We start from the raw sequence: 24,925 nt of genomic DNA, 5'->3' as shown, positions 1-24,925 counted from the left end.
CCTCCAGCGCCGATGGTACTTGGACCGAAGGGTCCTGGGAGAGTAGGACGTCGCCAAGCGCACAAGACCACTGTTGAGTTATTCGATAGTGGCTTTTTTGCGTCCGGATCTGCCTGTGGAAATGCTGTGGATAATTTCAGAAACGTCCATAAAAGTTGCTCACATGTGGATAGACTTCTGAGGAGGAAACGGGAGCTTTTTATTGTGGGTAGAATACATATTTATGGGCATGCGTCAAGAGAAAACCTATATAACTCACGGGTTATTGTGGATAGTTAGTGGAATATGTGGATAGAGTGATAAGAACGGTGGATAAATAATAAGTGGTCCGACATAGCAAAAATAAAAATAATGCGTCCTGTGCAAAAGCTGTGGATAACTTCTGATAAATTTCTGCTTACAGCTGCGGAATTAGCGAATAATCATACACCTTGGTATACTCACAATAAAGACAAAATTAGAATAGTGAGGTGGCCTTTGTGATTATTAGACAACTGCAAGCCGAGGAGTTTGAAGATAGCCTGAGCTTATCCGAATATGCTTTCAAGTATAAGATGACAAGCGAAGACAAGGAGAAGGCCAAAGAAAGATTCAAACCTGAGCGGGTGTGGGGTATTTTTGAACAGGAAAAGCTGGAGGCCAAGCTTATGATCATTCCATTCCGCGTTAATATACAGGGCCGGGCTATACATATGGGTGGCATTGCCGGTGTAGCGACCTGGCCGGAGAACCGGAGACAAGGGCTGGTGGCGAAACTGTTGTCCCATAGCTTGCAGACGATGAATGAAGCAGGACAGCTGCTTTCATTTTTGCATCCCTTCCTGATCCCTTTTTACCGTAAATTTGGCTGGGAAGTTTATTGTGAGTATAAAAAATACAGTATCCCTGCAGCCAACTTTCCAGCTAAAACTGAAGTGGAGGGCAGCGTTATACGGGATCATTCCGATATTGACGAACTTAATGGTATGTATAGGATGTTTGCAGAAAGATACAACGGAACGCTGCAGCGCGACAAGGATTGGTGGACACATACTGTTATGAGCGAAGAAGACCATCATGCTGTATTTTATTCCCACAGCGGGGAACCGGAAGGTTATGTTCTTTACAAGATTGAAAAAGGGGAGCTCGTCATTGACGAGTTGGTCCACTTAACCGAAACCGCCCGCAAAGGCCTATGGACTTTCTTGGCCAACCATGATTCCATGGTGACTGGCGCAGCGCTAAAAATGGTGCCGTCCGATGATATCCTGCCGTATTTGCTGCCTGATCCGCGTATTCCGCAGGAGATTTATCCGTACTTTATGGCCCGTCTTGTAAATGCGAAGGCCTTTGTTGAGAGTTATTCATTTAACGTGCCTTCACGGCTGCAGAAGCAAAAGCTGTATATTGAAGATAAACATGCCCCCTGGAATAACGGGCTTTGGGAGTGGAGTATTTCCGAAGAGGGAAAAGGCGGATTGGAGCAGATTGCGGGTGAGCAGGCTCAAGCGGACCTGATTTGCGGGATCGGTACGTTGACAGTATTGCTGATGGGCTATAAGCGGCCTGAGGAAATGTCGCGTTACGGACAATTGACAGGCAGTGAGACCGCAATCCAGTGGTTCGAGGAGATTGTACCGCAGGCGACAACGGCCCTTTTTGATTTTTTCTAAACAAGAACGCTCCTCCATCGGTCATACGGTGGGGGCTTCTTCCGAATACACTCTTCCTTAAAGGTAAAAAATAAGCGTGCCCTCTTGGCATTAGCCGAGAATATGGTATAATATTAAATAAGTCAAAGAAAGTCAAAGTCAACGCAGCCGTTGGGCTTATCCTTCAAGATCTTTTCAATTCTTGGTTATTAGTCCCCCGGATTTGTAATTCGGGGATTGGGTCACACTAAGGATAGCCGGGAGGAGTGGAACTCGGGAGCCCTCAAGGCGCCGATTCGCTCTCAGCCTGATGGGTTAAGTTCTTTAGAGATCAATGCCGGACGGATGCAATCTACAAACAGCAGCATAAAGTTTCAAACACTGGAGGATGAGTGATGCGTAATATCTCCGATATTATCGAACAATATCTGAAGAATATTTTGCATGAAAGTCCCGAAGGTACGGTGGAAATCCAGCGCAATGATCTGGCGGACCAGTTCTCATGCGTACCGTCCCAGATCAATTATGTCATTAGTACACGCTTTACACTGGAAAAGGGCTACGTGGTGGAAAGCAAACGCGGCGGCGGCGGATACATCCGTATTCAGCGTTTTGAATTGCCGCAGAATGTGGCTCTACATGCGCATCTTAAATCCACCATCGGGTGCGGCATTGATCAGAACGCTGCCGAAGGGCTGATTTATCAGCTGGAAGAGGCCCGTTTTCTGACCAAGCGTGAAGCGTGTCTCATGCGAGCCGCTGTTTCCCGGGAATGCCTGACGGTTAAGCTTCCGTACCGGGATGAGATTCGTGCCAAGATCATGAAGGCCATGTTAATCTCTTTGTTAGGCAAATAATTGTCAACCATAAGGGAGGGACTCCGCTTATGTTATGCCAGGAATGCGGTGTCAAACCGGCAACGCTCCATTTCACCAAAATTGTGAACGGAGAGAAGACGGAATTCCACATTTGTGAGAGCTGTGCACGCGAAAAAGGGGAATTGATTCCCGGAACAGCGGGTGGCTTTTCCATTCACAGTCTGCTGTCGGGCCTGCTTGATCTTGAGGGGGCCGGCAAGGAGAAATCCGCAGCAACCAAAACTACGCAAAGTCTGGTATGTGAGAATTGCGGGATGACTTATTCCCAATTCAGCAAGATGGGACGTTTTGGCTGCAGCTCCTGTTACAAGTATTTTAACAGCGCGCTGGACCCGCTTTTCAAACGGGTGCATGGGAGCACCGGCCATGTCGGCAAGATCCCGAAGCGTGCCGGGGCACAGATTATGGCCAGAAGGCAAATTGATGAATTGAAGCAGGAATTACTGCAAAGCATCACACAGGAAGAGTTCGAAACTGCAGCCCAGCTGCGGGATCAGATCCGAAAACTTGAAAAAGAAATTGCACAAGAGTAAAGTCTTTGATATATAAGGGGGGATAAGACGTGTCAAATCTCCGATTTACCGAACAAGCGCTTAGTGATTGGATGCGCAGCGGTGGCGACCATTCCGAGATTGTCATCAGCAGCCGAATGCGTATTGCCCGCAATTTGCAGCATTTACCGTTCCCCCTGCTGGCAACGACAGAGCAGTCAGAAGAAGTTCTGGCTCAGCTGGCTCCCGTCTTCCCGGGGGAAGCGGCAGGGGAGCTTGGCACCTTTGAACTGCTGAAGCTGGATGAATTGAAGGAATTGGACAAAAAGGTGCTGGTGGAAAAACATCTCATCAGTCCTAATTTGGCCAATGATTCGCATGGCGGGGCCGTCATTTTGAACGAGGATGAGTCCGTCAGCATCATGATCAATGAGGAAGACCATCTGCGTATCCAGTGTCTTTTTCCGGGACTGCATGTCCGGGAGGCCTGGGAACGTGCCACAGCCATTGACGATATATTCGAAGCGGCGGTCAATTATGCTTTTGATGATACAAGAGGATATTTGACCAGCTGCCCGACCAATGTGGGTACAGGGCTCCGTGCATCGGTCATGGTGCATCTGCCGGCCCTCGTGATGACCCATCAGATCAACCGTATTCTGTCGGCTGTTAATCAGGTGGGGTTGACTGTTAGAGGGATTTACGGGGAAGGAAGCGAAGCTGTAGGGAATATCTTTCAAATTTCCAATCAGATTACGCTGGGCCAGACCGAAAGTGAAATCATCGAGAACCTTCACAGTGTAGTTGCGCAAATTATCGAGCATGAAGGCAATGCGCGGCAAAGACTGCTGGCGGATTCGGCTCTGCGGATTACTGACCGCGTAATGCGGTCCTACGGTATATTGTCCTATGCGGCAGTGATGGAACTGAAGGAATCGGCACAGCGCTTGTCTGATGTAAGGCTTGGGGTTGATCTTGGCATTTTGGAAGGACCGTCAATCTCGGTGCTCAACGAACTAAATGTAAAAACACAGCCTGGCTTTCTGGAGAAGCTGTTCGGGGATGAAATGACCTCTACCGAACGGGATATGTTCCGGGCGAAGCTGCTCCGCGAAACACTGGGCAAACAACATTAATAATAGATATTTACTATTCATGGAGGTGCAGGAGATATGATGTTTGGAAGATTTACGGAACGCGCACAAAAAGTGCTGGCGCTGGCGCAGGAAGAAGCTGTTCGTTTAGGACACAACAATATTGGGACAGAACATATTTTGCTCGGACTCATTCGTGAAGGAGACGGCATTGCCGCGAAAGCGTTAATCGGACTAGGCTTGGGTCTTGAGAAAATTCAGGACGAAGTGGAAACACTGATTGGCCGCGGCCAAGAACAGCCTACGAACATTGCCTATACTCCTCGCGCCAAAAAAGTAATCGAACTGTCGATGGACGAAGCCCGCAAGCTTGGACACACTTACGTGGGTACGGAGCATATTCTCCTGGGTCTGATCCGTGAAGGTGAAGGTGTAGCTGCACGTGTACTTAATAATCTGGGGATCAGCCTGAACAAAGCCCGCCAGCAAGTCCTGCAGCTCCTGGGCAGCAGTGAAGCGGCTTCCAGCCACAGCGGGACCCCCGCTAATGTCAGCACGCCGACACTGGACGGCTTGGCTCGTGACTTGACCGCTTATGCCAAGGATGGCAATTTGGACCCTGTCATTGGACGCAGCAAAGAGATCGAACGCGTTATTCAGGTCCTCAGCCGCCGGACCAAAAACAATCCGGTGCTGATTGGTGAACCCGGGGTAGGTAAAACAGCGATTGCCGAAGGCTTGGCCCAAAAAATCATCAACAATGAAATTCCGGAGACCTTGCGTGATAAACGTGTAATGACGCTCGATATGGGTTCAGTGGTCGCCGGAACCAAATACCGCGGTGAGTTCGAGGACCGCCTTAAGAAAATTATGGATGAGATTCGTCAAGCCGGGAATATCGTGCTCTTCATCGACGAGCTGCACACTCTGATTGGAGCGGGTGGAGCCGAAGGTGCCATTGATGCCTCCAACATTCTGAAACCGGCCTTGGCCCGTGGAGAATTGCAGTGCATCGGTGCAACGACACTGGACGAATACCGCAAATATATTGAGAAGGATGCTGCTTTGGAGCGCCGTTTCCAACCGATTACGGTGGATCAGCCATCTCCGGAAGAAGCGGTGCAAATTCTGTATGGTCTCCGCGACCGTTATGAAGCCCATCACCGGGTGAAGATCACGGATGAGGCGATCGTCGAAGCTGTGAAGCTGTCGGACCGTTATATTCCGGACCGCTTCCTGCCGGATAAGGCGATTGACCTGATTGATGAAGCGGGCTCCAAGGTAAGATTGAACTCTTACACGATTCCGCCGAATCTGAAGGAACTGGAAATGCGGCTGGATGATATCCGTAAGGAGAAGGACTCTGCCGTACAAAGCCAAGAATTCGAGAAAGCCGCAGCTCTGCGTGATACTGAGCAGAAAATCCGCGAGGAGCTCGATACCACCAAAAATCAGTGGAAAGAAAAACAAGGACGTACCGACTCCGAGGTTACACCGGAGGATATCGCCCAGGTGGTCGCCAGCTGGACCGGAATTCCGGTCAGCAAGCTGAAGGAAGAGGAGACGGACCGTCTGCTCAACATGGAAGCTTTGCTGCATGAGCGTGTCATTGGCCAGGACGAAGCGGTCAAAGCCGTCAGCCGGGCCCTCCGCCGGGCGCGCGCGGGTCTGAAGGATCCGAAACGTCCGATGGGCTCATTCATCTTCTTGGGACCTACAGGTGTAGGTAAAACCGAGCTGGCCCGTGCCCTTGCCGAAGCCATGTTTGGTGACGAGAATGCGGTCATCCGTATCGATATGTCGGAATACATGGAGAAACACTCGACGTCCCGTCTGGTCGGGGCGCCTCCAGGATATGTAGGATATGAAGAAGGCGGCCAATTGACGGAAAAGGTACGCCGCAAGCCGTACTCCGTGGTCCTGCTTGATGAAATAGAGAAAGCACATCCGGAAGTATTCAACATTCTGCTGCAAGTGCTCGAAGATGGACGGCTAACCGATTCCAAGGGGCGTGTAGTCGATTTCCGCAACACTCTGATTATTCTGACCTCGAACGTCGGAGCACAAGCTATCCGCAAGAACTCGACCCTTGGGTTCACGGCGGTACAGGATGCGGGTGCAGAGTACGGAAATATGAAGGGCAAGGTTATGGAAGAGCTGAAGAAGAGCTTCCGTCCTGAGTTCCTGAACCGGATCGATGAGATCATTGTGTTCCACTCCCTGGACGAGAAGCATATTGCCGAAATCGTTACGCTTATGTCCGAGGAGCTGCGCAAGCGGCTGCGTGAATACGATGTTGACTTCGTGCTCACCGATGGAGCGAAGGCCTTCCTCGCCAAAGAGGGTTATGATCCGGCCTTCGGCGCACGTCCACTGCGCCGCGCGATTCAAAAGCATATTGAAGACCGCCTGTCCGAGGAATTGCTCAAAGGTAATATCTCCAAAGGCGATTCGCTCAATATTGATGAAGTGAACGGCGAGCTTGTGGTCACGAAGAAGGAGGCTCCTCAGCCTGTAGCGCTCGAAAAAGAAGTTGAAGTTGAGTCCGAAACCGAATAAATCTCTATAATCGTCCGTAATAAGACAACAGAGCAGCGATTCTTCCGTTATTGGAGAATCGCTGCTCTTCGTTTTTGGTCATTTGCTGCTTGCTTTAGCAGATTACGGGCACCGGAAAGCCACCTGACTTCGAGAGTCACTTTTCCCATTGCTCTTCATTGTCCAAACCGACTTTCTGGCTCAATCCTCTGCCGAACTTGTGATTTTAAAAAAAGGGAGCACAACGATTGGAACAACGGTCCGTTCGCGGAGCGTTCACACCAAGTGCTAGCGTCTATCCTGCTCAAATCCTGGAAAGATGTTTATTTGGGGCTTAATTCAGGCAGGTTATAGGAATACTGTCATTCCAAATTCCGATTGACCTTTCGTTAAAGGGGCAGAAATGGTAAACTTTGATTGACGAGAAAATTATCCGCAATTTTAATAGCTCGGACCGTAAGGAGAAGACATGGCCAAACCAAAAACAAAATTCAACTGCACCGAATGTGGATATGAATCGCCGAAATGGTTCGGGAAGTGTCCGGGGTGCCAGGCATGGAACTCCATGGTGGAGGAAACAGAAAGTACAGTCAAAACACAGGGAATGAATGCCCCTATTTTTCATAGTAAAGAAAAAGCACAATCGATCATAAGTATAGAAAGTGACAAAGAGCCGCGCATCCTGACAGGCATTGGTGAACTTAACCGCGTGCTGGGCGGAGGGATCGTGCCGGGTTCTCTGGTGCTGGTAGGGGGCGACCCCGGAATTGGTAAATCCACGCTGCTGCTTCAGACCTCGCATGCTCTTACAACGCAGGGGTTGCGTGTGCTTTACATTTCAGGGGAAGAATCGGTACGGCAAACGAAGCTGCGGGCTGACCGCCTGGATGCGCTGTCCGCTGAGCTTTATGTACTGTGCGAGACCAATATGGAGAGCATCGAGGAAGCGATTGAGCATATTCAGCCTCAATTTCTCGTCATCGATTCCATTCAGACCGTATTTATGCCTGAAGTCACTAGCGCACCCGGCAGTGTGACGCAAGTTCGGGAATGTACGACAAGATTTATGCGTATCGCCAAAATTCGCGGCATTGCCACGGTACTGGTAGGACATGTCACCAAGGAAGGTGCCATCGCCGGCCCAAGAATGCTGGAGCATATGGTGGATTGTGTCTTGTATTTTGAAGGGGAACGGCATCATACGTACCGGCTGCTGCGCGCGGTGAAGAACCGCTTTGGTTCAACCAATGAAATCGGGATTTTTGAAATGGGCGAAATTGGCCTGACCGAAGTGGAGAACCCTTCGGAGCTGTTCCTGTCGGAGCGTCCGCTGGGTGTAGCCGGATCTGCTGTCGTAGCGAGTATGGAGGGGACGCGGCCGGTTCTTGTGGAGCTGCAGGCCTTGGTTGCGGCCACTCATTTTCCCTCGCCGCGGCGGATGTGCACCGGCATGGACCACCAGCGAATGGCCCTGATTCTTGCGGTGCTGGAGAAACGTATGGGTATGTTTTTGCAGAATCAGGATGCTTATCTCAATGTTGCAGGAGGAGTGAAGCTGGATGAGCCGGCGATAGACCTGGCTGTTGCCGTCAGTATTGCTTCCAGCTTCCGTGACATCCCCACCAAACCCTATGACGTTTTCTTCGGTGAAGTGGGGCTTACCGGCGAAGTGAGAGGCGTCTCACGTGCGGAAACACGTGTCAAGGAGGCCGCCAAGCTCGGATTCCGGCGGGTAATTATGCCCGAGAAAAGTATGAAAGGCTGGAAGCATCCACAGGATATCCAGATTATTGGCGTCAGCACCGTAGCAGATGCACTAAAGGTCGCGTTAGATTAGGGGGCACAAGAGGATGAAGGAACAACATCAATCAGAAAACATGAATGATCTGCTCAGACTGGCGGCACCCGGAACACCCTTCCGGGAAGGACTGGAGAATGTGCTTCGCGCGAAGACGGGAGCACTCATAGTAGTAGGCTACAGCCCTGAGGTGATGGAAGTTGTCGACGGCGGATTCTCCATTAACTGCGATTTTTCGCCCAATTATTTATATGAACTGGCCAAGATGGACGGAGCAATTATACTGAGCGAGGATTTGAAACGGATCCTCTATGCCAATACGCAGCTGATTCCCGATTCCTCCATCTCCTCCATCGAGACAGGCATCCGTCACCGGACGGCGGAGCGTGTAGCCAAACAAACCGGCAAGCTGGTGGTATCAATCTCCCAGCGGCGGAATATCATCACCTTGTATCAAGGTTCAATCCGCTATGCGCTGAAGGAGATCGGGTCTATTCTGGCCAAGGCTAACCAAGCGATTCAGACCCTGGAGAAGTATAGAGCTGTACTTACCCAGGGATTGACTAATTTGTCTGCTTCCGAATATGAAGGCATCGTAACTGTGGCGGAAGTAGTTGGAGTCATTCAGCGGGTGGAAATGGTGCTGCGTATCAAGATGGAAGTGAAGCGCTACATCAATGAGCTTGGCAATGAAGGGCGCCTCATCAGTATGCAGATGGAAGAACTGGTTGGAAATACTGAGGAAGAAGCATGGCTTCTCTACAGAGACTATTCAAGAGAAGAAGAAGAGGAGAAGATCCGTGACATTATCGCCGGGCTTAAACGGACGAGCGACGATGACCTCATGGATGACAATTATATTGCCCGGTTGCTGGGTTACTCTTCGACAGCAGTGGCCTCCGAGGAAATCGTTACGCCGCGCGGATACCGCCTGCTCAACAAAATTCCGCGCCTGCCGAACGTAATCATCCACAATCTGGTCGAGCGCTTTGAAATGCTGCCGAATCTGATGAAAGCAAGCATTGCCGAGTTGGATGAAGTGGACGGAATCGGCGAGGTTCGTGCCCGCAATATTCAGGACGGACTCAAGCGTTTGCAGAAGCAAGTTCTTATTGACAGACAAATGTAAATATCATACAATCACGTAATGCTGCAGCTGCAAGAATCAAAGTTATAACATCGAGGTGAAGAGATGATACAAAAATCAATTCCAAGTTTGTTTACCATCGGTAATCTGATGCTTGGAATGTTTGGAATCATGATGGCTTTTGATGGCAAGGTAGAGATGGCCGCAATCATGATTATTATCGCAATGCTGCTGGACGGACTGGATGGCCGTGTTGCCCGTGCTCTGAAATGTGAAAGTGAATTTGGCAAAGAACTTGACTCGTTGTCGGATGTTGTTTCTTTTGGAGTAGCACCGGCTCTGATTATGTATATAACCAGCTTACAGGATTTGAATTCTGCTCTGGGCTGGACGGTTACAGCAATTTTCCCGGTGTTCGGCGCGCTTCGCCTGGCCCGTTTTAATGTTCGCCCGGGGGTTCCCGGCTATTTTATCGGATTGCCTATCCCTGCTGCTGGTGGCGTACTCGCCACACTTGCGCTTTTTCATAAAGAGGTCTCTGCACCTTTCATGGTTGTGGCGGCCCTGCTCTTATCTTATCTGATGGTTAGTACGGTGAAATATCCTAATTTCAAGAAGATTGGTCTGCCCCAAAAAGCAGGACTGATAGCGCCCATCGTGATTGTGCTGGCGGTAGCAGTAGCCGTAGTATTTCCTGAGCAGATTGCGAAGCTAATCTTTATTCTGCTTTCGTTGTATGCCTTATACGGATTCAAGCAGAATATCGACCGCTTAACAGCCAGACGCCGTCACCGCCGCAGAAGACGTTCGGAAGACAAGGTATACCATTCCAAGAATGGATAAAGGCCCGTTTTCGTCATACACCGAATACAAAAGGCTTTGCCGTCCCGTAAGGGCAGCAAAGCCTTTTTGACATGTAACGTGAGATAGATAGACGGATAGACGACGCTAAGCAACAGGAAGCTCTCAAGATAAATTAAACAGGCCAAGTGTAGCGCATTTCTGAGACTCTTTGACCACAATCTCGTCCATATTGATATCGAGCAGGTTGCACAGCGCGGACATATAGAACAGCTCCCGCCCCAGCTCGGAGCCGATCACCTCACGGCAGTTCTCGCACAGATGACCTTCAACATGTGTCCCAGCCTGCTCCTTGGCTTGCTCCAGCCCGGCTCCGGGTTCAAATACCTGCTTGGTGGCATGCAATTGAATACATCCGCATTCCGTAATGGCTTTGACGACGGCACGATTGACGGACGCGCTGCTCTGGCCGTTCTTGGACAGAACATCCAGAAGACTGCGGTGACGGAGCAGCAGTTCCGAGACTTGATCCTGAAAGGCCTGTAAACTTGGTGCGCTCATTATCCATTCCCCCCGGGTTCTTAATTGAGTTCATTATATCCACCCCTTCGCCTATTTTCAACCGCGAAAGAAGCTGCTGTAAGCCTAAACTTCCCGGAGAACGGTACAGCCTCGTAAAAAAACCATGCGGCCGACGATTATCGTCCTGAAAATTGGAACATACTGGTGAGGAACATATCACTTCAGGATGAATAAAAGGAGGTGCGTAAGTCATGTGGAAAAGATTGATTGTATTATTTGCCGGGCTCAGCGGGGCCTGGTCCGGTTATTCGATATACCATGCTGCAGAGAGAGGATTTCCGCTTGGAATGGCGAAGCTGGGAGAAAACTTGCCGGTGGAAGGAAGCATTTTATTTGGGGTGCTGGGTGCCATTATTTTTTCGTTTGCGGCGACTTTGTGCGCGGAATGGGGAGGTTCGAAGCTTCGGGAGGCGGTGTTGTTTTGTTCGCGCATACCTATGAATGAACTGGCTGCCGGTGCCGCAGGGCTGACTGGAGGGCTGCTGCTGTCACTGCTGCTCTATCCGGCCATGTCCTGGCTGGGGAAGGCGGGAGAACTGCTACAGGTGGCTGTTACGCTTGTGCTGGGTTATATAGGACTGCGGGTCGGACTGGAGAAGAAAACCGAACTGGCTGCACTGTGGACTACAGGGCGCTGGGGGCAATCCGCTGAACCCGAAGGCCGGGGGCTAGAAGAGCACAAAATTCTGGATACCAGCGTTATCATTGACGGGCGGATTGCCGATATTTGCAAAACCGGATTTATTGAAGGGACGATCGTCATACCGGAATTTGTGCTGGAGGAGCTGCAGCATATAGCTGATTCATCCGATCTGCTCAAACGAAATCGCGGCCGGCGCGGGCTGGATATCCTTAACAAAATCCAGAAGGAGCTGGATGTGAAGGTGCTGATCTATGAAGGGGACTTCGAGGAGATCTCCGAAGTGGACAGCAAGCTGGTCAAGCTGGCCAAGGTGCTGCGCGGGAAAGTTGTTACCAATGATTTTAACTTGAACAAGGTATGTGAGCTGCAAGGAGTGTCTGTCCTAAATATTAATGATCTGGCCAATGCGGTGAAGCCTGTCGTTCTTCCTGGCGAAGAGATTATTGTCCAGGTGATCAAAGACGGCAAGGAGCATGGACAAGGTGTGGCGTATCTTGATGACGGCACGATGATTGTAGTGGAAGGCGGACGCGAATATATTGGAACGACGATGGAAGTTCTCGTCACCAGTGTGCTGCAAACCTCAGCGGGTCGGATGATCTTCGCCAAGCCCAAGCTGCTGGAAAAAGCGCAATAGTCTTCTTATGGAACTGTCCCCTCAGGGCTCAATTGGCTTGGAAATGCTCACCAAACAAGTTATGATGGGGATAGCTAAGAAAGACAGGAGCCTAAAGTCATGTCAAACAGTGTAGGCGTCGTCATGGTGGCGGCAGGCAGAGGAACAAGGATGGGGACAGCGGAGAGCAAGCAGTATCTGCTGCTTAAAGGCAAACCGATCATCGTGCATACCCTGGAGGTCTTTCAGCAGCACAAGCTGATCTCTGAAATTGTGCTGGTGACCGGGGATCAGGATATGGAGCGATGCCGGGAGTGGATCGATACCTATAAGCTGGACAAAGTAACAGGTGTTGTCTGCGGTGGGGCCGAGCGTCAGCATTCGGTGTACAATGGCCTGCTGCAGCTGAACAGCACTTGGGTAATGGTCCATGACGGGGTTCGCCCGTTTGTGCAGCCGAGCGAGATTGAGGCTTGTTATGAACGGGCCAGGCAGGTCGGGGCGTCGGTACTTGCGGTGCCGGTGAAGGATACGATCAAGCAGGTAGACAGTGACGGCAAAGTGCTGTCTACGCCGGATCGGCGAAGTCTGTGGGCGATTCAGACCCCGCAGACTTTTCGTGCGTCTGAGCTGCGTTTGGCCTATGAGGCGGCGGAGAGGGACGGATTCCTTGGCACCGATGATGCCAGTCTGGCAGAGCGTGCCGGTATTGCGGTGTCTGTGGTGGAGGGAAGCTACAGGAATATTAAGATTACGACACCGGAAGATCTGGATTTTGCAGAATTCATACAAAGAAACAGGGGAGAGGGATAACATGATTGCAGTAGGGCAAGGATTTGACGTGCACCAATTGGTAGAAGGAAGGCCGTGTATTATCGGGGGGGTTACAATTCCGTATGAAAAAGGACTGCTGGGGCACTCCGATGCCGATGTGCTGCTGCATGCGGTAACTGATGCGATACTGGGCGCATTGGGGCTTGGGGATATCGGCAGGCATTTTCCGGATACCGATCCGGCTTTTAAGGACGCCGACAGCCTGAAGCTGCTGGTGCAAGTCTGGGCGCTTGCGTGTGAGCGCGGGTACAAGCTTGGGAACATTGATTCAACAATCATTGCCCAGAAGCCCAAAATGGCTCCCTACATTCCGCAAATGACCGAGATTATCGCGCGTGCATTGGGCGCGGAGCCCTCCAAAGTCAATGTGAAGGCGACCACTACTGAGCAGCTTGGATTTGCTGGACGCGGCGAAGGGATTGCGGCACAATCTATTGTTTGTCTGCTCCAAGATGTGGTATCATCTTGAAATGACTACAGGATAGCCTATTTCTAACTATAGGAAGCGGAGGGATTGACATGGCAGATGAAGTCCGGGTGCGTTACGCACCGAGCCCTACGGGACATTTACATATCGGTAACGCCAGAACGGCTTTGTTCAACTATTTGTTTGCCCGTAACAAAGGCGGCAAATTTATTATCCGTATTGAAGATACGGACATCAAGCGCAACATCGCCGGAGGCGAAGAAAGCCAGCTGAAGTATTTGAAGTGGCTGGGTATTGATTGGGATGAAAGCATTGATGTAGGCGGAGAATACGGCCCTTACCGCCAGACAGAGCGTCTGGATCTGTACCGGGTATATACGCAGGAACTGCTGGACCGCGGCTTGGCTTACCGCTGCTATTGCACGGAAGAAGAGCTGGAAGCGGAACGCGAAGAACAGACGGCCCGTGGAGAGACACCGCGTTATTCGGGCAGACACCGCGATCTGACGGAAGCTGAGCGCCTGGCCTTTGAAGCGGAAGGGCGTGTAGCGAGCATCCGGTTCCGGGTTCCGGAAGACCGCACGTATACGTTTGACGACATCGTAAAGGGCAGTATTTCTTTTGATACCAAAGAAACGGGCGATTTTGTCATCGTTAAGAAAGACGGAATCCCTACCTATAATTACGCTGTAGCAGTAGACGATCATCTGATGAAGATTTCCCATGTGCTGCGCGGGGAAGACCATATCTCCAACACACCGCGCCAGCTGATGATTTATGAAGCACTGGGCTGGGAACCGCCGTTGTTTGGGCATATGACGCTGATTGTCGGCGACAACCATAAGAAACTCAGCAAACGCGACGAATCCGTGATTCAATTTATTGAGCAGTATGACGATCTGGGTTACCTGCCGGAGGCGATGATCAATTTCATTTCTCTGCTTGGCTGGTCGCCGGAGGGAGAAGAAGAAATCTTCAGCAAGGAAGAACTCATCTCTATTTTTACTGCGGACCGTTTGTCCAAAAGCCCGGCTGTGTTCGATAAGCACAAGCTGGCACATTTGAATAATCACTATATCAAACATGCCGATCCTAAGCGGATTGCGACACTGGCTATCCCTCATCTGCAGAAAGCAGGCAGACTGCCTGCTGAACTGACTGAGGAGCAGCAGGCTTGGGCAGAGAGCCTCGTAGCCCTGTATCAGGAGCAGATGACGTCGGCTTCAGATATTGTTGAGCTGTCGGAGCTGTTCTTCCGCAGTCATTTGGAGCTTGAGACTGAAGGGGCTCAGATTCTGGCTGAAGGTCAGGTATCCGAAGTGCTGGCCGCGTTCCTGGCCAAGATCGAAGCCGCTGAAGAATTCACTGCGAGCAACATGGCTATCCTTATCAAACAAGTGCAGAAAGAAACGGGGCACAAAGGAAAAGCATTGTTTATGCCGATTCGTGTCGCGTTGACCGGACAAACCCACGGGCGTGATCTGAATGCAACGATTGCCCTGCTTGGGCGGGACCGTGTCATCGAACGCTTGAAATCGCAAATTAAAGGGGCGTAAGTCCGCGTGGAACGGGGGACTCCCCCTTGTCAGCTCCGCATCTTTTCGCTAAGATAGAAGAATATAATAACAGCTATGATCAGGAAAAGTACGTGCATAGAGGACAATTGCCAGAGAGAATAACCGGGGAGAGGCACTGCCTTTCGGGCTGAGAGTTATTCATTTGTCCATCGCGGAACATGCGCCTGTGAGCTGCATGATTGAGCGTTCCTTGCGGGGGACGTTAGATTGTGCCGGGAACGTTGCCGTTAAAGACGCTTAAGAGGGATGAAACCTTCCAGCCCTGAATTAGCGTGGGATGGTTTTGTTCAAGCAGAGTGGGACCGCGTATACACGTCTCTGCAGCTTTATGCTGCAGGGGCGTTTTTGTTTTGTTCTGCTTACAACCCTGAAGTAAGCAAAGCCCTGAAGACAATACCTTCCCTGATCCCTGTTATCAGGAAGCGGGGGAAGTCATGAAGAGGAGAACCGCAATGTTTAAGCATATCAAATCGGACATTCGGGCAGTTTTCGACAACGATCCCGCCGCCCGCAGCTGGTTCGAGGTTGTCTTCACCTATGCCGGATTGCATGCTATTTGGTGGCACCGGATTGCCCACTCTTTTTTTAAGCGCCGCTGGTTTACACTGGCGCGGATGGTTTCCCAGTTCAGCAGATTCATGACCGGTGTGGAGATTCACCCCGGAGCGGTTATCGGCAATCGCCTGTTTATCGACCACGGGATGGGAATTGTCATTGGGGAGACCTGCGAGATCGGCGATGATGTGATTATTTATCAAGGGGTAACCCTTGGGGGGACGGGCAAGGAAAAGGGGAAACGCCACCCCACGGTCGGCAACAATGTCGTTATCGGCTCCGGGGCCAAGGTACTCGGATCGTTCCGGATTGGCGATAATTCCAATATAGGCTCGAATGCAGTTGTCCTCCGTGAGGTACCCAGCAACAGTACGGTTGTAGGCAACCCTGGCCGTGTGGTCAAACGCAACGGGGAGCGGGTTTCCGATCGGCTGGATCATACCAAGATGCCCGATCCGCTTGTCGATTCTCTCCGTTTTTTGCAAAAAGAAATCGAAGAAATCAGAGAGCGGCTAGGTACAGAAGACCAACAGAAAACCGAGCAGCGGAGAATAGAGAGTCAGCAGTACATTGGCGACTATGAAATTTAAAGTGAAGGGAATGGAACTTTAGATGGCCTTACAGATTTATAACACAATGACCCGCAGCAAGGAGCAATTTATACCCCAGGAACAGGGTAAAGTAAAGATGTACGTATGCGGGCCCACCGTTTACGGATATATGCATATCGGGAATGCGCGGCCGGTTATTGTTTTTGATACGGTTAGGAGTTATTTGGAGCAGCTTGGCAATGAAGTGCGTTATGTTACCAACTTTACGGATGTGGATGACAAGATGATCCGCAAAGCCGAAGAAATGAACACGACGGTAGCCGAAATTGCCGAGATGTTCATCGCGGCCTATTATGAGGATCTGAAGGGTCTTGATGTGAAGCCGGCGACGATGAACCCGCGGGTGACGGAGAGCATGGACCTGATTATTGATTTCATCAAGGACCTGGAAGCGAAAGGTTTTGCTTACGAAAATGGCGGCGATGTTTACTATCGCACCTCCAAGTTCCCAGGCTATGGCAAGCTCTCGGGCCAAAAGCTGGAGGAGCTTCAATTTGGAATACGTGTGGAAGTGGACTCCCGTAAAGAGAAGCCGGAGGATTTTGTTCTCTGGAAAGCGGCAAAACCTGGCGAAGTCTATTGGCAAAGCCCTTGGGGTGAGGGAAGACCCGGCTGGCATATTGAATGCTCGGCCATGGCCCGCGAGTTTCTTGGAGATGTCATGGATATTCACGGCGGAGGCCAGGATCTGCAGTTTCCGCACCATGAATGCGAATGCGCACAGACTGAGGCGCTGACCGGGAAACCGCTCTCGAGCTACTGGATGCATAACGGATTCCTCAATATCGGGGACGAAAAAATGTCGAAATCGCTCGGAAACGGGCTGCTGGTCAAAGATATCCGCGCCCGTTACAAAGCAGGTGTCATCCGCTATTTTATGCTGTCGACACATTACCGCAATCCGCTGGGCTTTACCCAGGATTCGCTGAATTCTGCGGAAAAAAGCGTTGAGCGGATCACGCTGGCTGCAGGGAATGTGCGGCACCGTCTGGAACTTGCGGGAGGAGCTGCCGAAGCTCCGGCAAGCGAAGAGCTGAACGATAAGCTGTCGGCCATTGTGGCCAATTATCATGCCAAAATGCAGGATGATTTCAATACTCCGGATGCTATTACCGCTGTGTTCGATTGGGTAAGCCTTGCAAATCAGACGCTCGCGAATCAGGAGGCGGCAGCTGCCGATCTGGCTGCGCTGCAGAAAGCTTTTGAAGAAATGAATGCGGTGCTTCGCCTTGTTGCCGAACTTGCAGAAGAAGTGGCAAGCGAAGAGGTAGAGCGGTTGATTGCCGAACGTACGGAAGCCCGGAAGAATAAGAACTGGAGCCGGTCCGATGAGATCCGCGACGAACTGAACGCAATGGGCATCCTGCTGGAAGATACACCGCAGGGGATGCGGTGGCGTCGTAAATGAGCGGCGGGGATGCAAAGTTTGAGCAGGGCTGGTTTCCCTATGAGCCTTCCAAGCCAACGCGGCTGATCTCGCCGATTGTGCTTGCGTACGTAGGGGATGCTATTTACGAAGTTGCCGTCCGGCAGTATCTGGTCTCGCTGCCGAATCTGCGGCCGGGCCATCTGCACCGCACGGCAACCAGCCTGGTCTCCGCCAAAGCGCAGAGTGCCATCCTTTCCCATCTGGAGCCGGTGCTTACGGAAGAGGAACAATCCGTTGCCCGCCAAGGCCGGAACGCCAAATCGGGGACGATCCCGAAGAACGCCAATGTGCTGGAGTACCGTCATGCTACCGCTTTTGAGTGTCTGATTGGACATTTGTATTACACCGGACAGCATGAAAGATTACAGGAGCTTGTGCACAGCAGTATAGAATTTGTGATGAACCGGCCTTGACCGGCTGAACGAAACATAGAGAACAGGAGGCATGAACATGGAAGAAGAAGTTAAGACGGAAGAAGAAATACTCGCCGGCAAGCATTCAGTGCTTGAAGCGCTTCGTGCCGGCCGCACCTTGAATAAAATATGGATTGCCGAAACCGCGCAAAAACATCTGACTGCCCCTATTGTGGCGGAAGCGCGTAAAGCGGGGATTGTCATCCAGCATGTAGACAAACGCAAGCTGGATCAGCTTGCTCCGGGAGTGCAGCATCAAGGAGTGGTTGCGCAGGCTGCCCCCTTTGCTTATGCGGAGGTCTCCGATCTGCTGGCTGCCGCGGAAGCTAAGGGAGAGCCGGCTTTTCTGATTTTGCTGGATGAGATCGAGGACCCCCACAATCTGGGTTCAATTCTGCGGACCGCCGATTGTACCGGTGTGCACGGGGTTATCGTACCGAAGCGCCGCTCGGCACAGATCACGGCTACCGTCTCCAAAACCTCAGCCGGAGCAGTGGAATATGTGCCGGTAGCACGCGTCACGAACCTGGGCCAGACCATTGACCGTCTAAAAGAACTGGGTGTCTGGGTAGTAGGAACCGATGTCGATACAGATCAGAATTTGTATGCATCGGACATTTTCACAGGGCCGGTTGCGGTGGTCATTGGCAATGAGAATAAAGGGATGGGCCGTTTGATCCGCGAGAAATGCGATGTGCTTCTGAAGCTGCCGATGGCCGGTAAAATTAACTCCCTGAATGCTTCGGTGGCGGCCGGCGTGATTATGTATGAGGTGCTGCGACGCCGGAACCAGCAGGGATAGTGATGGCCGACTGGCGCGATGTGCTGCTTGTAGACGGATATAACATGATTGGCGGCTGGCCGGAACTGGCGGCATTATCGCATAGCGGCATGCAGGAAGCACGAGACCGGTTGCTCGATATGCTCGCGGATTACCAGGCGTATACCGGCCGGCGGGTCATTGCCGTTTTTGATGCATACCGTGTACCAGGTTTGGGGCGTTCGTTTGTACAAGGCAAAGTGCAGGTGTTCTTCACAAAGGAAAAGGAAACGGCGGATGAATGCATCGAACGGCTGGTAGTTGAGTTCGCCCATCGCCGCAGGCAAATCTATGTTGCTACCAGTGACTTTGTGGAGCAGCATGTGATTTTTGCCCAAGGAGCATTGCGGATTTCCGCGAGAGAACTGCGTCTGGAAGTGGAAGAAAACCAGAAGCAGGTCAAAAAAGCAATAGAGCCGGGCAGTGTCCGCTCCTCGCGTCATTCTCTTGAAGATAAGCTTCCACCTGAGGTCCGCAGCAGGCTGGAAGATTGGCGCAGGCAATAAATAGAAATGGATGAAATGACTTGGAGAAATGCATAGCATTCCATTTTTTGTTATTGGTGAGTGTTTTTGGACAAACTGCGGTTGACGTTGTAAGGTAACATAATATATACTGATCGTATATTTTGCGAAGTAACGATGTGTCTTGCGTTGCAGCCGGGGGGATTCTTGGTGAGTGTCGACCTCAAGGAATTAATGCTGTCCGAGTATGATTTCATAAGCGATGAAGATATTGTCGAGGTTTTCCGTGGTGGCGACAGTGGCGCATTGGAGCATTTAATTAACAAATACCGTAATTTCGTACGTGCCAAGGCCCGTTCTTATTTTCTTATTGGAGCGGACCGTGAAGATATTGTTCAGGAAGGCATGATCGGCTTATACAAAGCCATTCGTGACTTCAAGGGCGATAAGCTCTCTTCATTCAAGGCATTTGCCGAGCTCTGCATTACGCGTCAGATTATTACTGCCATCAAGACGGCTACCCGTCAAAAGCATATTCCGCTTAACTCTTATGTCTCTTTGGACAAGCCTATTTACGATGAAGACTCTGACCGGACGCTGATGGATGTCATTTGCGGCACCCAGGTGCTGGACCCGGAAGAGCTGATTATTAATCAGGAGGAGTTCATCGGGCTGGAAGATAAGATGGCGGAGATCCTTAGTGATCTGGAACGTAAAGTTCTTATGCTGTATCTGGATGGGCGATCTTATCAGGAGATTGCCGAAGATTTGAAGAGGCATGTGAAGTCGATTGACAATGCTCTGCAGCGAGTAAAGCGTAAATTGGAAAGATATCTGGAAGTGCGTGACAATTGATGATATAATGTTCAGGAAAGGCTCGGACTACGAGTCTTTTTTTGATTGATCTAGTTGAGAAGCTTAGTAAATTTGTCGCTTGATAATTCGTTCTGTGGAACGGATTAGGTCGCTTGCCGTTGGAAGCAGGTTTATACACAGTCGGAATGCTCCATAATGATAGGGAAGACAGCGAAGTGAGAAGGAAGCAATACGTTCAAAGACCGGGTACGCCCACGACTACGGAACAGCCGAAATTACCCAGTGCAGCCGGGAATTCTTTCGTTGACACAGACCTTGACATTGTGCTAAAGTGTTTTAGGTAGGCCTAAATTCGCGGCTTTTTTTTAGGATCAATATTTGCGTCTTCTAATTTTACCGTTAGAAGGACGTCTTCGGGAGGTGCACATCATGCGGGTAATTATTACTATGGCTTGTACTAGTTGCAAACAACGCAACTACACTACAACCAAGAACAAGCGAAATCACCCCGACCGCATGGAGATGAAGAAATTTTGCAAGTTCTGTAACGAGCAAACTCCTCATCGCGAAACCAGATAGTTTTTTGGAGGTGTAGTCGGCGTGAAACGTAGTTTCAAGTCTTTGTTTTCCTTTTTCACTGAGAGCTGGAGCGAACTCAAAAAAGTTCGCTGGCCTAGTCGTAAGGAACTGAAAAACTACACATTGATCGTTCTCGGTACAATTGTAGTGGTCGCTCTATACTTCTGGGTTCTGGACATCGGTATTTCCGCTGTGATCGAAAGGATTATTTAGAGAGGTCCCAGGTGGCTTGGTATGGAAAAAAGATGGTATGTCGTTCATACCTATTCAGGGTATGAGAACAAGGTCAAAGCCAATTTGGAAAAGCGCGTTGAGTCCATGGGCATGGAAGACAAAATATTCCGCGTTCTTGTTCCTATGGAAGAAGAAATCGTAAACAAGGACGGTAAGAAAAAGACCGTCATGCGTAAAGTTTACCCCGGTTATGTTTTGGTCGAAATGGTTCAGACCGATGATTCCTGGTATGTTGTGCGCAATACACCGGGCGTTACTGGATTCGTGGGTTCGACAGGTTCAGGGTCCAAACCTACCGCTTTGCTTCCGGAAGAGGTAGAACAAATTCTGAAGCATATGGGTATGGTTGAACCTAAAGCGAAGATTGATTTCGAAATCAAGGAATCCGTGCGTATTATGGTTGGTCCCTTTGCGAATTTTGTGGGCTCCGTGGAAGAGATTTTGGCTGACAAGAGCAAGATCAAGGTACATGTTAATATGTTTGGACGGGAAACCCCGCTGGAGTTGGATTTCACTCAAGTGGAGAAAATATAACAGCACGCAAGGGTTTCTTGTGGGAGAGCGCCGTTAGGTGTTCGAAGACCACTACTCACGCAAGGAGGTGTCACTCATGGCTAAAAAAGTTATTAAAATGGTGAAACTGCAAATTTCTGCAGGGAAAGCGAATCCAGCGCCTCCAGTAGGTCCGGCGTTAGGTCAAGCAGGTGTCAACATCATGGCATTCTGTAAGGAATTTAATGCTCGTACTGCCGACCAGGCTGGCTTGATCATTCCGGTTGAAATTACAGTATTTGAAGACCGTTCGTTCACATTCATCACCAAAACTCCTCCGGCTGCCGTTTTGCTTCGCATCGCTGCGAAAGTAGAAAAAGGTTCCGGTGAACCAAACAAGAAAAAAGTAGCGAAACTGGGCCGCGCAGCGGTTCGTGAAATCGCTGAACAAAAAATGCCCGATCTGAACGCTGCATCTGTAGAAGCTGCTATGCGTATGGTTGAAGGTACTGCCCGCAGTATGGGTATCACAATCGAAGACTAATCATTTTCGATAGAACGGTTATCTAACCGTATTATGTGGGAGGAATTTCCGCTAACACCACAAAGGAGGAACTTTTCATGGCTAAACATGGTAAGAAATACCAAGAAGCTGCCAAGCTGATTGACAGCGAAGCAACTTACGAGCCTTCAGAAGCCGTTGAGCTTGTGAAAAAGGCTGCGACTGCCAAATTCGACGAAACCGTTGAAGCAGCAGTACGTTTGGGCGTAGACCCACGTAAACAAGACCAAGCAGTTCGTGGTGTTGTTGTCCTGCCTCACGGCACAGGCAAAACACAACGTGTGCTTGTATTTGCAAAAGGTGAAAAAGCGAAAGAGGCAGAAGCTGCCGGCGCTGATTTTGTTGGCGATCAAGATATGATCAACAAAATTCAACAAGGCTGGTTTGACTTTGATGTCTGCGTAGCTACACCTGATATGATGAGTGAAGTCGGTAAACTGGGTCGTTTGCTTGGTGGTAAAGGTTTGATGCCTAACCCTAAAGCAGGCACAGTTACATTCGATGTTTCCAAGGCTGTGCAAGAAATCAAAGCCGGTAAAATCGAATACCGTCTCGATAAAGCGGGTCAAATTCACGCGCCAATCGGCAAAGTGTCTTTTAATCCTGATCAACTTAACGAGAACCTTAAAGCTCTTATCGACGCTCTGAACCGTGCGAAACCGGCTGCTGCTAAAGGTGTATACCTTAAAGGCATCTCGATTTCTTCCACTATGGGACCGAGTGCTCGTGTAAACACAACCGTCTTCAGATAATTGGGGATTGACTCTCGTAGTTATCTTTGATAATCTATAACAGTTGTGAAGAATTAAGGTGTTCATTCTTGGACTTGAATATGCTTACCGTAGACAGTAGGTGCCTTAAGGCTTAATCTCCTACCGAGGTGTTCTGATAGAAACAAGAAATGCCGGGCTCGCCCGTGCAGCTTTCGTTTTATCAAGCCTTCGTGATTCTGCGGAGGCTTTTCTAATGCCTGCGTAGGAGCGGCGAATGATCTTCAGGAGAGGTCGCCGTCACATAAATTTCAGGAGGTGTATACATTGGCAAATGCAAAAGTAATCCAAGCTAAACAGGATGCGGTTGATGTCGTAACTGGCAAACTGCAAAACAGTATTACTACTGTTGTTGCAGACTACCGCGGATTGAACGTTTCGCAAGTAACCGAACTGCGTAAGCAGCTTCGCGAAGCTGGCGTTGAGTTTCAAGTCCTGAAGAATACGCTGCTTCGCCGTGCAACGGCTGCAGCTGAGTTGACAGAACTCGACGCAGTTCTGACTGGGCCTACTGCGATCGCATTCAGTGAAACTGATGCGGTAGCACCAGCCAAAATTTTGAATGATTTCGCCAAGAAAAACGACGCGTTGAAACTTAAAGGCGGCGTTGTGGAAGGTCGCGTAATTGATGCTGACCAACTGAAAGCATTGGCTGAGCTTCCATCCCGCGATGGTTTGCTGTCCATGCTGCTTAGCGTGCTTCAAGCTCCAATGCGCAACTTCGCGCTTGCAGTTAAAGCTGTTGCAGAAAAAGAAGAACAAAGCGCTTAAGCTTGTACTTCTGGCTGTATAATCGTTACCACAAACAAATTTTAATATAAAATGGAGGTTCAATCATGAGTAAAGAAGCAATCTTGGAAGCAATTAAAGGCATGAGCGTATTGGAACTGAACGATCTGGTTAAAGCAATCGAAGAAGAATTTGGTGTAACTGCAGCAGCTCCAGTAGCTGTAGGCGGCGGCGCAGCAGCAGCAGTTGCTGAAGAGCAATCCGAATTCGACGTAATTTTGACAGGCGCTGGCGCTTCCAAAATCAACGTTATCAAAATCGTTCGCGAAATCACAGGCCTGGGCTTGAAAGAAGCTAAAGACCTCGTAGACAACGCACCAAAAGCAATCAAAGAAAAAGTAAGCAAAGAAGACGCTGAAGCTACTAAAGCAAAATTGGAAGAAGCAGGCGCAGCTGTAGAAGTGAAGTAATTCCTTCTATTCAGGCAAACCCCTTGAACTTGTTCAAGGGGTTTGTTTTATAATAAACTAGGGTTAAAGCATAGAAGAAAGGGAGGATAGGGATGTCTCAGCATTATTACTCACAGCAGCCGGAAGTCCGCCATGACAGACGCACCATTCAAACGGTTTTGCGGGGGAAAAGCTTTCGCTTTACGAGCGATGCCGGTGTTTTTTCCAAAGGAGATATCGATTACGGGAGCCGTGTGCTGATTGAAGCTATGGATATTCCCGAGGGTTCATCCGTACTTGATGTGGGCTGTGGCTATGGGCCTATCGGGATCAGTGCAGCTTATCTTGCTCCTGCGGGGCATGTAACTATGGTCGATATCAACAGCCGGGCGGTAGAGCTGGCTCGCGAAAATGCGCAGCATAATGGAATTCGGAATGTAACGGTTATGGAAAGTGATGTGCTTGGCGCTCTCTCCGGACAGAAGTTCGATGTGATTCTGACCAATCCTCCGATTCGTGCAGGTAAAGCGGTTGTGCATCAGATTTTTGAGGAAGCTTACAGTCATTTGAATGATGGCGGAAATCTGTGGATTGTAATTCAGAAGAAGCAGGGTGCTCCCTCGGCGGTAGCCAAGCTGGAAAGTTTGTTTCCGGTAGTGGAAGAAGTGGGGAAAGACAAAGGCTATCGGGTTATCAGAGCACAAAAATAAATAAAAGTCGATAGGCTATTGACATGCGATATTCATAGTGTTATTATTATAAAATGTCAGTATTAAGATAGGCTCCATGTCTTTAGTTTGCTGAAATGTCAAGTGATATATTGTCGACCGGCAAGCGCATGCCGTACGGCATGTTTTTGCGAATTCCGTTCTCTGTTGTGATTATCGGCGAAGGTCGCCGGGACAAAAGGGGATAGCGCATAAACTGTTGCTTGCTGACGTATAATATGTACGTTTTGGGCAAATCTACTGGATAAGGAGTATTTTGGCCGTGGATAAATGCGCT

At 50.0% G+C, this 24,925-nt stretch carries 27 protein-coding genes and 1 other annotated feature; of the genes, 26 read left to right on the top strand and 1 reads right to left on the bottom strand.

The genetic code is table 11. The features are described from left to right. Window positions 1-479: 479 nt before the first annotated feature. The 8 genes from IEY53_RS28390 (at window position 480) to pssA (ending at window position 10,360) form a co-directional block, all read left to right on the top strand. The gene (locus tag IEY53_RS28390; protein WP_189030977.1) at window positions 480-1,652 is read left to right on the top strand and encodes a GNAT family N-acetyltransferase; all 1,173 of its coding nucleotides are present in this window, start codon (window positions 480-482) and stop codon (window positions 1,650-1,652) included. A 374-nt stretch (window positions 1,653-2,026) separates the two neighbouring features. Continuing rightward, complete coding sequence (locus IEY53_RS28385; protein WP_189030976.1) at window positions 2,027-2,488, top strand: CtsR family transcriptional regulator; 462 nt, start codon at window positions 2,027-2,029, stop codon at window positions 2,486-2,488. A 29-nt stretch (window positions 2,489-2,517) separates the two neighbouring features. Beyond that, complete coding sequence (gene mcsA, locus IEY53_RS28380; RefSeq protein WP_189030975.1) at window positions 2,518-3,042, top strand: protein-arginine kinase activator protein McsA; 525 nt, start codon at window positions 2,518-2,520, stop codon at window positions 3,040-3,042. A gap of 29 nt (window positions 3,043-3,071) precedes the next feature. Next, complete coding sequence (gene mcsB, locus IEY53_RS28375) at window positions 3,072-4,136, top strand: protein-arginine kinase McsB (protein WP_189030974.1); 1,065 nt, start codon at window positions 3,072-3,074, stop codon at window positions 4,134-4,136. Between the two features lie 36 nt (window positions 4,137-4,172). Further along, a complete protein-coding gene (gene clpC / locus IEY53_RS28370; RefSeq protein WP_189030973.1) occupies window positions 4,173-6,653 on the top strand; it encodes an ATP-dependent protease ATP-binding subunit ClpC in 2,481 nt (826 codons plus the stop codon). Between the two features lie 448 nt (window positions 6,654-7,101). Continuing rightward, window positions 7,102-8,469, top strand: a complete 1,368-nt coding sequence (radA, locus tag IEY53_RS28365) for a DNA repair protein RadA (RefSeq protein WP_189030972.1) — start codon at window positions 7,102-7,104, stop codon at window positions 8,467-8,469. Window positions 8,470-8,482: 13 nt separating this feature from the next. Next, entirely contained in the window at window positions 8,483-9,559 is a 1,077-nt protein-coding gene (disA, locus tag IEY53_RS28360) for a DNA integrity scanning diadenylate cyclase DisA (RefSeq protein ID WP_189030971.1), read from the top strand. A 63-nt stretch (window positions 9,560-9,622) separates the two neighbouring features. Beyond that, on the top strand, window positions 9,623-10,360 hold the full coding sequence (pssA, locus tag IEY53_RS28355; protein ID WP_189030969.1) for a CDP-diacylglycerol--serine O-phosphatidyltransferase: 738 nt from the start codon (window positions 9,623-9,625) through the stop codon (window positions 10,358-10,360). A 123-nt stretch (window positions 10,361-10,483) separates the two neighbouring features. On the opposite strand, the gene IEY53_RS28350 is transcribed toward pssA, so the two are convergent. Then, a complete protein-coding gene (locus IEY53_RS28350; RefSeq protein WP_189030967.1) occupies window positions 10,484-10,879 on the bottom strand; it encodes a nucleoside triphosphate pyrophosphohydrolase family protein in 396 nt (131 codons plus the stop codon). A 212-nt stretch (window positions 10,880-11,091) separates the two neighbouring features. Between IEY53_RS28350 and IEY53_RS28345 the strand changes: the two genes are divergently transcribed. The 18 genes from IEY53_RS28345 to IEY53_RS28260 all read left to right on the top strand — a co-directional run bounded on the left by IEY53_RS28345 (window position 11,092) and on the right by IEY53_RS28260 (window position 24,630). After that, on the top strand, window positions 11,092-12,180 hold the full coding sequence (locus IEY53_RS28345; RefSeq protein WP_189030965.1) for a PIN/TRAM domain-containing protein: 1,089 nt from the start codon (window positions 11,092-11,094) through the stop codon (window positions 12,178-12,180). Between the two features lie 99 nt (window positions 12,181-12,279). After that, on the top strand, window positions 12,280-12,972 hold the full coding sequence (gene ispD / locus IEY53_RS28340) for a 2-C-methyl-D-erythritol 4-phosphate cytidylyltransferase (protein WP_189030963.1): 693 nt from the start codon (window positions 12,280-12,282) through the stop codon (window positions 12,970-12,972). 1 nt (window position 12,973) lies between these two features. Then, window positions 12,974-13,462 carry a 2-C-methyl-D-erythritol 2,4-cyclodiphosphate synthase gene (gene ispF / locus IEY53_RS28335; protein WP_189030961.1) on the top strand — a complete coding sequence of 163 codons (489 nt, stop codon included), beginning with the start codon at window positions 12,974-12,976 and terminating at the stop codon, window positions 13,460-13,462. 50 nt (window positions 13,463-13,512) lie between these two features. Next, window positions 13,513-14,976 (top strand): glutamate--tRNA ligase, encoded by a 1,464-nt coding sequence (gltX, locus tag IEY53_RS28330; protein WP_189030959.1) that lies wholly within the window; start codon window positions 13,513-13,515, stop codon window positions 14,974-14,976. Window positions 14,977-15,449: 473 nt separating this feature from the next. Next, on the top strand, window positions 15,450-16,142 hold the full coding sequence (gene cysE / locus IEY53_RS28325; protein ID WP_229696409.1) for a serine O-acetyltransferase: 693 nt from the start codon (window positions 15,450-15,452) through the stop codon (window positions 16,140-16,142). A 22-nt stretch (window positions 16,143-16,164) separates the two neighbouring features. Then, complete coding sequence (gene cysS / locus IEY53_RS28320; protein WP_189030955.1) at window positions 16,165-17,571, top strand: cysteine--tRNA ligase; 1,407 nt, start codon at window positions 16,165-16,167, stop codon at window positions 17,569-17,571. Beyond that, on the top strand, window positions 17,568-18,005 hold the full coding sequence (locus IEY53_RS28315; protein WP_189030953.1) for a Mini-ribonuclease 3: 438 nt from the start codon (window positions 17,568-17,570) through the stop codon (window positions 18,003-18,005). Before cysS ends, IEY53_RS28315 begins: the two co-directional genes overlap by 4 nt. Before the next feature lie 37 nt (window positions 18,006-18,042). After that, entirely contained in the window at window positions 18,043-18,807 is a 765-nt protein-coding gene (gene rlmB, locus IEY53_RS28310) for a 23S rRNA (guanosine(2251)-2'-O)-methyltransferase RlmB (RefSeq protein WP_189030951.1), read from the top strand. A gap of 2 nt (window positions 18,808-18,809) precedes the next feature. Then, entirely contained in the window at window positions 18,810-19,331 is a 522-nt protein-coding gene (locus IEY53_RS28305) for an NYN domain-containing protein (RefSeq protein ID WP_189030949.1), read from the top strand. Between the two features lie 168 nt (window positions 19,332-19,499). Continuing rightward, window positions 19,500-20,144: an RNA polymerase sporulation sigma factor SigH gene (sigH, locus tag IEY53_RS28300; RefSeq protein WP_189030947.1), complete on the top strand. Its 645-nt coding sequence runs from the start codon at window positions 19,500-19,502 to the stop codon at window positions 20,142-20,144. Window positions 20,145-20,534: 390 nt separating this feature from the next. Continuing rightward, on the top strand, window positions 20,535-20,684 hold the full coding sequence (gene rpmG / locus IEY53_RS28295) for a 50S ribosomal protein L33 (RefSeq protein ID WP_189030945.1): 150 nt from the start codon (window positions 20,535-20,537) through the stop codon (window positions 20,682-20,684). Window positions 20,685-20,705: 21 nt separating this feature from the next. Beyond that, complete coding sequence (gene secE, locus IEY53_RS28290) at window positions 20,706-20,897, top strand: preprotein translocase subunit SecE (RefSeq protein WP_189030943.1); 192 nt, start codon at window positions 20,706-20,708, stop codon at window positions 20,895-20,897. 21 nt (window positions 20,898-20,918) lie between these two features. Next, window positions 20,919-21,452, top strand: coding sequence for a transcription termination/antitermination protein NusG (gene nusG, locus IEY53_RS28285; RefSeq protein ID WP_036680499.1), 534 nt, complete (start codon window positions 20,919-20,921; stop codon window positions 21,450-21,452). Window positions 21,453-21,528: 76 nt separating this feature from the next. Then, on the top strand, window positions 21,529-21,954 hold the full coding sequence (gene rplK / locus IEY53_RS28280; protein ID WP_189030941.1) for a 50S ribosomal protein L11: 426 nt from the start codon (window positions 21,529-21,531) through the stop codon (window positions 21,952-21,954). A gap of 77 nt (window positions 21,955-22,031) precedes the next feature. Beyond that, window positions 22,032-22,724 carry a 50S ribosomal protein L1 gene (gene rplA, locus IEY53_RS28275; protein ID WP_189030939.1) on the top strand — a complete coding sequence of 231 codons (693 nt, stop codon included), beginning with the start codon at window positions 22,032-22,034 and terminating at the stop codon, window positions 22,722-22,724. A gap of 69 nt (window positions 22,725-22,793) precedes the next feature. Further along, window positions 22,794-22,946 (top strand) — a sequence feature (ribosomal protein L10 leader region). 63 nt (window positions 22,947-23,009) lie between these two features. Then, on the top strand, window positions 23,010-23,513 hold the full coding sequence (gene rplJ / locus IEY53_RS28270) for a 50S ribosomal protein L10 (protein WP_189030937.1): 504 nt from the start codon (window positions 23,010-23,012) through the stop codon (window positions 23,511-23,513). A gap of 65 nt (window positions 23,514-23,578) precedes the next feature. Continuing rightward, on the top strand, window positions 23,579-23,941 hold the full coding sequence (gene rplL / locus IEY53_RS28265) for a 50S ribosomal protein L7/L12 (protein WP_189030935.1): 363 nt from the start codon (window positions 23,579-23,581) through the stop codon (window positions 23,939-23,941). Between the two features lie 92 nt (window positions 23,942-24,033). Beyond that, window positions 24,034-24,630, top strand: coding sequence for a class I SAM-dependent methyltransferase (locus IEY53_RS28260; protein WP_189030933.1), 597 nt, complete (start codon window positions 24,034-24,036; stop codon window positions 24,628-24,630). Window positions 24,631-24,925: the final 295 nt, after the last annotated feature.

The organism is Paenibacillus albidus (assembly GCF_014644435.1).
GTDB lineage: Bacteria > Bacillota > Bacilli > Paenibacillales > Paenibacillaceae > Paenibacillus_AQ > Paenibacillus_AQ albidus.
The sequence above is the reverse complement of the archived record's forward strand: the minus strand, read 5'-3'. Positions and strand labels throughout refer to the sequence as shown.

Bases quoted from the DNA above. Each gene is read 5' to 3' on its own strand.
- IEY53_RS28385 (WP_189030976.1), top strand. From the start codon at position 2,027: ATGCGTAATATCTCCGATATTATCGAACAATATCTGAAGAATATTTTG.
- mcsA (WP_189030975.1), top strand. From the start codon at position 2,518: ATGTTATGCCAGGAATGCGGTGTCAAACCGGCAACGCTCCATTTCACC.
- clpC (WP_189030973.1), top strand. From the start codon at position 4,173: ATGATGTTTGGAAGATTTACGGAACGCGCACAAAAAGTGCTGGCGCTG.
- radA (WP_189030972.1), top strand. From the start codon at position 7,102: ATGGCCAAACCAAAAACAAAATTCAACTGCACCGAATGTGGATATGAA.
- disA (WP_189030971.1), top strand. From the start codon at position 8,483: ATGAAGGAACAACATCAATCAGAAAACATGAATGATCTGCTCAGACTG.
- pssA (WP_189030969.1), top strand. From the start codon at position 9,623: ATGATACAAAAATCAATTCCAAGTTTGTTTACCATCGGTAATCTGATG.
- IEY53_RS28350 (WP_189030967.1), bottom strand. From the start codon at position 10,879: ATGAGCGCACCAAGTTTACAGGCCTTTCAGGATCAAGTCTCGGAACTG.
- IEY53_RS28345 (WP_189030965.1), top strand. From the start codon at position 11,092: ATGTGGAAAAGATTGATTGTATTATTTGCCGGGCTCAGCGGGGCCTGG.
- ispD (WP_189030963.1), top strand. From the start codon at position 12,280: ATGTCAAACAGTGTAGGCGTCGTCATGGTGGCGGCAGGCAGAGGAACA.
- ispF (WP_189030961.1), top strand. From the start codon at position 12,974: ATGATTGCAGTAGGGCAAGGATTTGACGTGCACCAATTGGTAGAAGGA.
- gltX (WP_189030959.1), top strand. From the start codon at position 13,513: ATGGCAGATGAAGTCCGGGTGCGTTACGCACCGAGCCCTACGGGACAT.
- cysE (WP_229696409.1), top strand. From the start codon at position 15,450: ATGTTTAAGCATATCAAATCGGACATTCGGGCAGTTTTCGACAACGAT.
- cysS (WP_189030955.1), top strand. From the start codon at position 16,165: ATGGCCTTACAGATTTATAACACAATGACCCGCAGCAAGGAGCAATTT.
- IEY53_RS28315 (WP_189030953.1), top strand. From the start codon at position 17,568: ATGAGCGGCGGGGATGCAAAGTTTGAGCAGGGCTGGTTTCCCTATGAG.
- rlmB (WP_189030951.1), top strand. From the start codon at position 18,043: ATGGAAGAAGAAGTTAAGACGGAAGAAGAAATACTCGCCGGCAAGCAT.
- IEY53_RS28305 (WP_189030949.1), top strand. From the start codon at position 18,810: ATGGCCGACTGGCGCGATGTGCTGCTTGTAGACGGATATAACATGATT.
- rpmG (WP_189030945.1), top strand. From the start codon at position 20,535: ATGCGGGTAATTATTACTATGGCTTGTACTAGTTGCAAACAACGCAAC.
- nusG (WP_036680499.1), top strand. From the start codon at position 20,919: ATGGAAAAAAGATGGTATGTCGTTCATACCTATTCAGGGTATGAGAAC.
- rplK (WP_189030941.1), top strand. From the start codon at position 21,529: ATGGCTAAAAAAGTTATTAAAATGGTGAAACTGCAAATTTCTGCAGGG.
- rplA (WP_189030939.1), top strand. From the start codon at position 22,032: ATGGCTAAACATGGTAAGAAATACCAAGAAGCTGCCAAGCTGATTGAC.
- rplL (WP_189030935.1), top strand. From the start codon at position 23,579: ATGAGTAAAGAAGCAATCTTGGAAGCAATTAAAGGCATGAGCGTATTG.
- IEY53_RS28260 (WP_189030933.1), top strand. From the start codon at position 24,034: ATGTCTCAGCATTATTACTCACAGCAGCCGGAAGTCCGCCATGACAGA.